This is a genomic window from Paenibacillus agaridevorans, from assembly GCF_003112455.1.
GTDB classification, from domain to species: Bacteria; Bacillota; Bacilli; order Paenibacillales; family Paenibacillaceae; genus Pristimantibacillus; species Pristimantibacillus agaridevorans.
Genome location: NZ_BDQX01000327.1, coordinates 7,209 through 17,283, shown reverse-complemented (window position 1 = coordinate 17,283; position 10,075 = coordinate 7,209). Strand labels below are relative to the sequence as shown.

Sequence of the window (10,075 nt, the reverse complement as noted above, 5' to 3'; positions counted from 1 at the left end):
CGTACTGGCGCTGCAGGAGCGGCGGGGGAGGTCGTCGGCCTCGGGGCCCGAATCCCCGGCGGAGCCTGAGCCGTCGGCCGAGACGGGGAAGGTGCGTTCGGACGACCTTGCTTCGGATTCTTTACCGCTGGAAGAGCGCGAGTCGCTTTATGAACGCATTGCGGCCATTGCGGGCGAACCCGATTACGATACGTATTGGGAGCGCCATTACGAACATAATTTATCGCCGCAGGCTTATCGCGAGGCGATACTGGCGTTCTCCGCATCCATGCGGGAGATGTCCATCGGCGAGGAGCGGGTACGGGCCGCGGGCGAGTTCGCGTACAATGCCGTGCGGGAGAGCTACATGAAACGCCGCATCGCGGACGCCATTGCGGACGGACATGAGCCGGAACGCATCGTCGTGGTATGCGGCGCGTACCATGCATCCGCGCTGGAGAACCTGGACGGGGCGATGACCGACGAGGAGATCGCCGGATTGCCTTCCGTAGGCGCCCGGCGCACGATGATGCCTTATTCCTATTACCGGCTGTCTTCCCTTTCCGGCTACGGGGCGGGAAACAAGGCGCCCGGGTACTATGAGCTGATGTGGGAATGCATGGGGGATAACCGGCTGTCCGAGCTGCCTCACTACTATATGTCTTCCATTGCGCGGAAATTGCGGAATTCGGGTACGCACCGCTCTACCGCCGAAGTCATCGAGGCGGTCAGGATGGCGGAGTCGCTGGCCGCCCTGCACGACGGAGGGCAGCCGACGCTGCTCGACCTGCACGACGCGGCGCGGACGCTGCTCGGCAGAGGCGATCTCGGCGTCGTGGCCGAAGCGCTCGCTGGACTGGACGTCGGCACGGGCATCGGGTCGCTCGCCGAAGGCGTCAGCCAGACGCCGGTGCAAGACGACCTGAACCGCCTGCTGAAGCAGCTGAAGCTGGAGAAATACCGGACGGCGGTGGCGCAGGACCTGTCGCTCGACCTGCGCGAGAATCGCCGCGTCAAGTCGGAGGAGGCCGCGTTCCTGGATCTGCGCCGTTCCTATCTGCTGCACCGGCTGGAGCTGCTGGGCATCTCGCTGGCGAAGAAGATGCCCAGCAGCCAGCAAGGGGCCAACTGGGCGGAGCATTGGGTGCTGCAATGGACGCCGGAAGCGGAGATCCAGACGGTGGAGGCGACGCTGCTCGGGGAGACGATCGAGGTCGCGGCCGGTTATACGCTGGCGCAGAAGCTGGCCGCTTGCGCCAGCATTGCCGAAGCCTCCTCCTTGATCAGAACGGCCTGCCTGTGCGGCATGGCTTCCCAACTGGAGGCGGGCACGGCGGCTCTGGAAGGGCTGGCGGCGGACAGCCGCGACGTCGTGCAGCTGGCCGAAGCCGTCCGGCAATTGTCCGTCATCATCTCGTACGGCGATGTGAGACGGATGGACACGGCGCCGCTGATCCCCATGCTGGAGAAGCTGTTTCTGCGGTCCAGCCTGTTCTTGCTGGAGGCGAGCGCCTGCAACGACGAGGCCGCGACGGAGATGGTCGCGGCGATTAACGGCTTGAACGGCGTCGCCCAAGAGCATGCCGAAGCCGTGGACGAAGCGCTGTGGGTGCGCCAACTGGAGGAGCTGTCGGCGCGGGACGACCTGAATCCGCGCCTGTCGGGCTTCGCCTGCGCCATCCTCATGGAGCGGGGCGTGCTGTCCGCGGCGGACTGCGAGCAAGAGGTGTCCCGCCGCTTGTCGCCCGGCGTGCCGGCGGAGCTCGGGTCCGGCTGGTTCGAGGGGCTGGCCCAGCGCAACCGCTATGCGCTCGTATCCCGGATGAGCTTATGGGAGCAATTGAACGACTATATGACCGGTCTGGACAAGGAGCAGTTCGCGAGAGCGCTCGTGTTCCTGCGGCGCGCCTTCAGCGTGTTCTCCGCGAGGGAGAAGGTCATGGTGGCCGAGGTGCTCGGCGAGCTGTGGGGCGTCCAGCCGGAGCAGGCCGCCGAGCTGCTCGGGGCCGAGCTGAGCGAGAAGGAAAGTAAGCAAATCGAGGAGCTGAATGATTTTGACTTTGAGGACTTCTGATTATGAGCGCTGAACTCCAGCAAGAACTGTGGTCGCGTTGGCGCCTTGTGCTCGGCAAGGAAGCCGAGAAGCAACTCGTCGAGAGCGGCGGAGGCAGCGGTGGGCTAGAGCTTTCGGAGGACGAGAGAATCATGGACGAAGCGCTGGCGGCGATCTATGACGATACGGGCGGCAACGGCGAGGGCGGCGGCGGAAGCGGCGGGAACGCCGGAGGGCGCGGCGGTGCTGGCTCCGGCAAGTCCGCTCCGCGTCTCGCGAAGTGGCTGGGCGACGTCCGCAGCCTGTTCCCCGAGGATGTCGTGTCGATCATTCAGAACGACGCCATGGAGCGCAAGGGCTGGAAGCAGCTGCTGTTCGAGCCGGAGCTGCTGGCGACGGTCAAGCCGGACATCGGGCTGGTCGGCACGTTGATGTCGCTGCGGGGGAAGATTCCCGAGAAGACGAAGGATACCGCGCGCCAGCTCGTGCAAGCCGTGGTCGACGACCTGAAGAAACGCATGGAGACCGAGATCAGGCAGGCGGTGACGGGCGCGCTCAATCGCCGTCAGCATTCCCCGCTGCCCTCGTTGTCCGGCATCGACTGGAAGCGGACCATCCAGCGTAACCTGAAGCATTACAGCGCGGAGCGGAGGCAGATCATCCCGGAGAAGTTCTATTACTTCGACCGCGCCCGCCGCAGCAAGGAATGGACGATTATCGTCGATATCGACCAGAGCGGGTCCATGGCGGATTCCGTCATCTGGGCATCCGTCGTCGGATCGATCTTTGCCAGCATGCCGGCGCTCGATACCCGGGTCGTGGCTTTCGATACGGAGGTCGTCGACCTGACGGAGCAATGCGGCAACGATCCCGTCGACATGCTGTTCGGGATCCAACTGGGCGGAGGAACGGACATTCACAAGTCGGTTCAGTATTGCGAGCAGTTCGTCACGGAGCCTAAGAAGACGCTATTCATCCTCATCTCCGACTTGTTCGAAGGTGGCAATCAGGCCGGACTCATCCGCCGCATGCGCGAGATGCGAGAGGCGGGAGTGCGCACGATCTGCCTGCTAGCCTTGTCGGATCAGGGCAAGCCTTATTACGACGAAAACGTGGCGAAGAAACTCGCCCAGGACGGCACTCCTTCCTTCGCCTGCACGCCGTCCATGCTGCCCGCCCTCGTGGAGGGAGCGCTTAAGGGCCATGATCTCCCTGCCCTGGCCGAGAAGCTGACGGGTGGGAATAAGTAACGAGCAGCAAGGAGGCGAAACCAAACCTTCGCTTGCCCCGCCGATGAGGACATCGGCCGGGCAATGAAGGTTTTTTTGACGTATAGGACCGCCTGCCCTATCCCCGTAACCGTGAAGGGAATCGACAACAGATGTCGAATCTACTTGTAACTCAGAACTCGAAAGAGGGGCCGTATGAAAAAGAAGTGGTTCTACCGCATGCTGCTGTCCTATTCGCCGATTCTGCTGTTCCTCGTGCTCGTCCTCATTCTCTTCTTCTATGTAAAATGGACGACGGAGACGAAGGTGCGCATTCAGAACACGAACGACCTCTTTGCATCGCATGTGGTCAGCGTGCTGGATTCGTCCATGAAGTCGATTGAGGAATTCGTGCTGCAGCAGATGCTGACGGATGAGAAGATAACCGAATATTTAAACGGCACCGCCCCGATTCCCCCTTACGCCATGTTCGAGCTGACGGAGCGTCTCGCGGACATTCGAACGATGTTCCCGCTGGCGGGCGATGTATATATTCACAAGCTGTCGAGCAGCGAAGTGATCTCCAACAACGGCTTGCTCAAGCTGGGGGATACGTTCGCCGATAACGCGTTCCTGACCGCGGCGATCGAAAGCGGAGGAGCGGCGCGCTGGTCATCGCCGAGAGCGTACCAGCTCTATCAGGCCGATCCGCCGGCAGACGTGCTCTCGCTGGTAAAGCCGCTGCCGATTACGTCTGCCGTGCCCAAGGGCTACGTTGTCGTTAACGTGCAGCTGCCCTCGATTCAACGCGCCTTGCTGACGGTCAACACGGATGCGTCCGGCTATCTGCTCCTGGCTGATGCGGACGGCTCCGCCATGTTCCGCGAGCATACGCCGCCGCAATCGGAGTGGGGAATCAGTACGGTCCGCTCCTCTTACACCGGATGGAGCCTCTCCGTCGGCATCCCGGAATCCGAGCAGAAGCTGATGTCGGTCTTCCTGGACGGCTGGACGCTGCCGGCGCTGATTACGATTTTGCTAAGCATCCTCGTGCTGACCTATGTCACGCATCGCAACTATAAGCCGATCGAAGAAATTATGATCCGCATCGATCGATATGCGCTCAAGCGAAGCCTGCAGTTGGGAAAGGGCAACAAGCATAACGAATTTCAATTCATCTCCACCGCGCTCGACAATCTGATGGAGAAGTCCAACGAATACGAAGCAAAGCATAAGGACGATCTGATCATTCGCCGCAGATATTGGTTCAACGAGCTGATCGCGGGCGGTTTCCCGCTGTCGAACGAGGAGTGGGAGAGCGAGGCGGCCGAGCTTGGCATTCCGCAGTCCTTTGCATCAACCGTCGTTCTCGTGACCGTACTGGACAATCGCGAGCAATTTAGCGGCGATTACAACCAGCGCGACCAGACCCTGTTCAAATTCGTCGTGCAGGGCGTGCTGGAGGAAATCTGCCGCAATCACGGGGTCGAAGTATGGTCGGAGTGGAAGGAAGCGGATCAGCTGTGCGCCATCGTCTACTTCGGGGAGCCGAACAACGAAGCGAGGATGCTGGACATTGCCGACCAGCTCAAGGAGTGGGTGGCCGCCAATCTCCAGTTCACGGTGTCGCTGTACATCGGCACGACCGCGAGCGAGGTAGACGATATACGCGGCTCGTACCGGGAAGCGATGCAAGCCGGACAATATCGGGCGCTGCACGGCTACAACCGCATCTATGCCGCTTCCGACTGGAAGCTGAACGTGCAGGGCGACTTGTATGCGCATCTGCATACGGCAAAGGGGATTATTAAGCTGGTCCGCGGCGCGGATCCGACGTGGATCGACCAGCTGGACCGGCTGTTCGGCGACATCAGGAGGGACAGGCTCTCGCGCGAGCAGACGGCCGAGGTCGTCAATTATATGTTCTTTTCGCTGGAGAAAGAGATGAACGACATGCCCGAGGAACTGGTGGCGGTCTGGGTGGAGCCGCTCAGGCAGTATACGCCGTCCTCCATATTGGCCAAGGAACTGATCGCCGAAATTCAGAGCGGGATGAGCGAGCTGCTGCATCGCCTTGTGGAGTCGCTTCAATCCTGGCGGGACCGTCAGCCGCAGTTCATGCCCGTGGAGCAGATCGTTGCGTATTTGCAGGAACATTATTCGAGCCCCGACATCTCCCTGGATCATCTGAGCGACATGTTTGGGCTTGCCCCGCGAGTGGTCAGCAAGCTGTTTAAGGCAAGCACAGGAGAGCGGTTCGTGGACTACGTGATGAATCTGCGGATGACGGAGGCAAAACGTCTGCTGACTTCGACCGATCTCCCCGTCCAGAGCATCGGCGAACAGGTGGGCTACACCCAGGTCATCTCGTTTATCCGCACCTTCAAAAAGAGCGAGGGGACGACGCCGGGCGAATACCGCAAGCTGCATGCCGGAGAATCCCCGTAACAACAGCTTTTACCGAAATGATTATCGAGGAAAAATGTTAATCCACGGACGCCCTTGGCGTCGTGGAAGCCAAGCGGCCGGCCGTCCTTTCGCAAGGAAGGGACGGCCTTTTTGCATAGACGGCAACCCCCCGCTCTACCTAATTGTTAATCGCGGGAGAATTGGAAATTGAACGAAGTCCGCCCCATGCCCTATAGTCGAGTTGTGTTCGGACAATTCCTGCAGGATACCGGAGACCGAAACTTCGCCAAAGACAGGGGGGTGATCCTATTCACCGGATTTGGAGACGCAACATCCCGCTCTACATGATGTTCGTGCCTATCATCTTGTTCTTCATCATCTTCAAATACGTGCCCATGTTCGGAGCGATCATTGCCTTCAAGAAGTACAACTTCGCGGACGGCATTTTGCACAGCCCATGGGTCGGGCTGGATAACTTCAAGCTGCTGTTCAGCACGCCGACGACGCTGCAGATTATCCGCAATACGCTCGTGATCAGCCTTTTGTCCATCTTCGTCTCGTTCCCGTTCCCCATCATGCTGGCTATCATGCTGAACGAGGTTCGCAGGATGTGGTTCAAGCGGATCGTGCAGACGCTCGTCTACTTGCCGCACTTCTTCTCCTGGATTATTGTCAGCGGCATTGTGGTGACGGTATTCTCCCAGCAAAACGGCCTTATCAGCGGCATATGGGAGAGCGTAACCGGCCATACGTATCCGTTTTTGTACCGGGAAGGCTCGTGGCTCGCGATCTTCGTCGGCTCCGGCATTTGGAAGGAAGCGGGCTTTAGCGCTATCATTTATCTTGCAGCTCTCTCGAGCATCGACCCGACTCTGTATGAGGCGGCGAGCATGGACGGAGCCTCCAGATGGAAGCAGATCTGGCATGTAACGCTCCCGGGGCTGCGGATCACGATCGTATTGATGCTCATCCTGGCGATGGGCAGAGTCATGGAGGTTGGGTTCGATCAGGTTTACATGCTTCAGAACTCGACCGTATCCAATATATCAGAGGTCATAAGCACTTATATTTACAAAATCGGACTAATGGGCTCCCAATTCAGCTTGACCGCTGCGATGGGGTTATTCGAATCGATGGTCAGCCTTATTCTTGTCCTGATCGCCAACGCCATCGCCAGAAGGTATGGCAATGGACTATGGTAACGGGAGGAACACATGAAACCGTCTAGAGGTGAACGCATTTATTCCATCGCGGTGTATATCGTGCTGTCGATTGCTGGCCTGCTATGCTTGCTTCCGCTCGTGCATATCGCATCTTTGTCCATCAGCTCCATGCAGGCGGTAGCTTCCGGCCATGTGACGATCTATCCGGTCGGCCTATCGTTCGATGCCTATAAGCAGCTATTTGAAGGCACGCCGATTATGAAGTCCTTTATGAACAGCATATGGATTACGGTATTCGGCGTCCTGTTCAGCATGGTCTTTACCATACTGGCGGCATACCCGCTGACGCGGTCCTACTTCTTCGGCCGAAGAACGTATACGTTTGGCATCGTGTTCACGATGCTGTTCGGAGGCGGACTTATTCCCACCTACCTGACGATCCGAAGCCTGGAGCTGATCAATACGTATTGGGCGCTCTGGCTGCCCGGTCTCGTAAGCGTCTTTAATCTGCTCGTGCTGAGGACCTTTATCGAGAATATACCGAACGAGGTCGACGAGGCATCCCGCATCGACGGCTGCGGCGAATGGCGTTATCTGCTGCAGATCGTACTGCCGCTGTCCACGCCGGTGCTGGCGACGCTGGGACTGTTCTACGGAGTTGGCTATTGGAATTCCTTCTTTAACGTATTGATGTTCATTAACGATTCGGGGAAATTCAATCTGGCGGTTCTCGTTCAACAATTGATTCAGAGTCAGATGCTGCTCTCGCAGATGAACGCTTCCGGCTCCTCGGAGCAGATCGTATTGTCTCCGGAGATGGTCAACGCGGCGGCTATTATTGTTATGGTATTGCCAATGATGGCGGTATACCCGTTCTTGCAAAAGCACTTCGTCAAAGGCGTCATGATCGGCGCCGTCAAAGGATAACGACAATCGAGAAAAAGGGGATAGTGTATATGCGAAATGCGACCAAAAAGAAATGGGCGGCAATCGCCTGCTTGCTTGCCGGAACGGCGATCTTTCCGGCATGCTCGAACGATGGCGGGGAACAGGGCGACAAGTCGCAAGGCGCCGGCTCGCAAGGCAAGTCGAAGATTACGGTGTCCATCTATGAGCGCGGCAACGTACCTCAGGAGATGGGGACGATCGACAATAACCAGTGGACGAAGTGGATTAACGAGAACGGACCGGTAGAAGCGCAATACGTACCGATACCTCGCGGCGAATCGGTCCAGAAGCTAAACCTTCTGTTCGCGTCGGGCGACGCGCCGGATGTGGTCTCCGACTTCGCCACGAGCTTCCGCGACCAGCTATATCAACAGAAGCAAATTATGGCGGTTGACGATCTGATAGCAGAGCATAGCGTCAGTTATAAGGCTTTGATGGAAAAATATCCGGAGCTTAAGAAAGCGGCCGCGAAGCCGGACGGCAAAATGTACGAGTTCGGCCGGGTTCAGCAGCTGGTAGGCTTCCAGGCGCTGTTTATCCGGAACGATTGGCTGAAGAAGCTGGATCTAAAGGTGCCGGAGACGCCGGAGGAGCTGTTTGAGGTGGCCAAGGCGTTTACGGAAAACGATCCCGACGGCAACGGCCAGAAGGATACGTTCGGCATCGCGCTGAGCGGCGAGACGGGCTCCGCCATCAACACCATGTTCCGCGACGTGGACTGGGTGCTGGAGGATGGCAAGCTGGTACGCGGCTGGGAGCAGAAAAATAAGGCGAACGAATTTAAGAAGCGGCTGTACGACGCCGGTCTTGTCGATAAGGATTTCCTCGCGGACAAGAACGGCCAGAAGGCGCAGCAGGACTGGAACAGCGGAAAGATCGGCATCTTCGTCGGTCGCACCGTCGATCCCGTCAACGTAACGCAGTATTACGAGCCGCTGAAGAACAACGTGCCGGATGCCGAAGTCATCGCTATCAAGCTCCCGGCGTCCGAATATGGCCGCTTCGCCATCGGCGTAAACAATCCGGTACAGATGACGACAGTGATTAATGCCAATGCAAAAAATCCGGAAGCCGCCATGAAATATATAGACTTCATGGCATCTAAGGAAGCAGGCGAGATGCTGCGTTACGGAGTGGAGGGCACTCATTCGGTAAAAGGCGCGAACGGCTGTCTTAAGCCGCAGGATGCCGCTCTGTTCAGCAAGGAAGTATCGTGGAATATCGACTTTCAGCTTTTGATGTCCCAGATCGAGCTGGAGCCATGCGCCGGCATCTTGAGCCAGCTGGATCCCGAAAAGCCGCTGGAGAAGGAATTCCTGGAGCTGGTGAAGCAGAATAACGAGGCGAATCTGGGAGAAGGCGTCGAGTATGCTTCTATCACGCATGGCGAGCATATGCCGACGCTGTCCGACAACCTCAGCGTAATCCAGACGAATGTGTCGAAGATCAGCGACTTCTACAACAAGGCGATTGTGGCCGGAGCCTCCTACACCATTGAGCAGGCCTATGCCGAAGCTCTCGATCTGTGGAACAAGTCCGGCGGCGGAGAGCTTGCGGCCTTCTACGCGGATTGGTATGAGACGAGCAAGGATACGGCTTTCTTTGCGAAAGATATGTGGCAGTTCGCCAAGAAAGAATAGCATGCAACGATGGAGGCGGAGACCATGATGATGTTCACGGATATCGATAGAGGCAGACCAATGGCCAAAGACCCTGCCGTCGTCCGTTATGGCGATTCGTATTACATGTATTATTCGATGGCCCCCCATGTGAACAAGGAATTGGATTCCGGCTGGGGAATCGGCATCGCCCGCAGTTACGACCTGGTGGAGTGGCAGAAAATCGGGGAAGTGCCGCAGGAACAGGAGTGCGAGCGTAACGGCATATGCGCGCCGGGAGCCGTCGTGCTGGACGGCCGCATCCATCTGTTCTACCAGACGTACGGCAACGGTCCGAAGGATGCGATCTGCCATGCCGTCTCGGAGGACGGCGTCGGCTTTCGCAAAAACAACTCCAACCCGGTATTCCGTCCGACGGGCGAATGGAATAACGGCAGGGCGATCGATGCGGATGCCATCCCGTTCGGCGGCAAGCTGCTGCTGTACTTCGCCACTCGCGATCCGCTCGGCGAAATCCAGATGCAAGGCGTGGCGACGGCGGAGCTGGACTCCGGCTTCGGCCGCGATGCATGGACACAAGCATGCGACGAGTCGATACTGAAGCCCGAGCTGCCTTGGGAAGAAGCATGCATAGAGGCTGCGGCTCTTTGCGAGCGCGAGGGCCGATTGTATATGTTCTATGCGGGCGCGTACAAC

At 58.4% G+C, this 10,075-nt stretch carries 7 protein-coding genes; all 7 read left to right on the top strand.

The genetic code is table 11. The features are described 5' to 3' along the window. The coding region (locus PAT3040_RS26135; RefSeq protein WP_258235158.1) for a DUF5682 family protein at window positions 1-2,053 on the top strand (2,053 nt) is incomplete at its 5' end. A gap of 2 nt (window positions 2,054-2,055) precedes the next feature. Then, entirely contained in the window at window positions 2,056-3,282 is a 1,227-nt protein-coding gene (locus PAT3040_RS26130; RefSeq protein ID WP_108994992.1) for a VWA domain-containing protein, read from the top strand. Between the two features lie 174 nt (window positions 3,283-3,456). Further along, window positions 3,457-5,688, top strand: a complete 2,232-nt coding sequence (locus tag PAT3040_RS26125) for a helix-turn-helix domain-containing protein (protein WP_108994991.1) — start codon at window positions 3,457-3,459, stop codon at window positions 5,686-5,688. 305 nt (window positions 5,689-5,993) lie between these two features. Continuing rightward, the gene (locus tag PAT3040_RS26120; RefSeq protein WP_256976032.1) at window positions 5,994-6,851 is read left to right on the top strand and encodes an ABC transporter permease; all 858 of its coding nucleotides are present in this window, start codon (window positions 5,994-5,996) and stop codon (window positions 6,849-6,851) included. Between the two features lie 12 nt (window positions 6,852-6,863). Continuing rightward, window positions 6,864-7,739, top strand: coding sequence for a carbohydrate ABC transporter permease (locus PAT3040_RS26115; RefSeq protein WP_087571587.1), 876 nt, complete (start codon window positions 6,864-6,866; stop codon window positions 7,737-7,739). 29 nt (window positions 7,740-7,768) lie between these two features. Beyond that, window positions 7,769-9,400 (top strand): extracellular solute-binding protein, encoded by a 1,632-nt coding sequence (locus tag PAT3040_RS26110; RefSeq protein WP_108994990.1) that lies wholly within the window; start codon window positions 7,769-7,771, stop codon window positions 9,398-9,400. A 24-nt stretch (window positions 9,401-9,424) separates the two neighbouring features. Further along, the coding region (locus PAT3040_RS26105) for a family 43 glycosylhydrolase (protein ID WP_258235157.1) at window positions 9,425-10,075 on the top strand (651 nt) is incomplete at its 3' end.

What these genes read in the sequence shown, in the direction of transcription:
- PAT3040_RS26130 (WP_108994992.1), top strand. Translation starts at nt 2,056, where the DNA reads ATGAGCGCTGAACTCCAGCAAGAACTGTGGTCGCGTTGGCGCCTTGTG.
- PAT3040_RS26125 (WP_108994991.1), top strand. Translation starts at nt 3,457, where the DNA reads ATGAAAAAGAAGTGGTTCTACCGCATGCTGCTGTCCTATTCGCCGATT.
- PAT3040_RS26120 (WP_256976032.1), top strand. Translation starts at nt 5,994, where the DNA reads ATGATGTTCGTGCCTATCATCTTGTTCTTCATCATCTTCAAATACGTG.
- PAT3040_RS26115 (WP_087571587.1), top strand. Translation starts at nt 6,864, where the DNA reads ATGAAACCGTCTAGAGGTGAACGCATTTATTCCATCGCGGTGTATATC.
- PAT3040_RS26110 (WP_108994990.1), top strand. Translation starts at nt 7,769, where the DNA reads ATGCGAAATGCGACCAAAAAGAAATGGGCGGCAATCGCCTGCTTGCTT.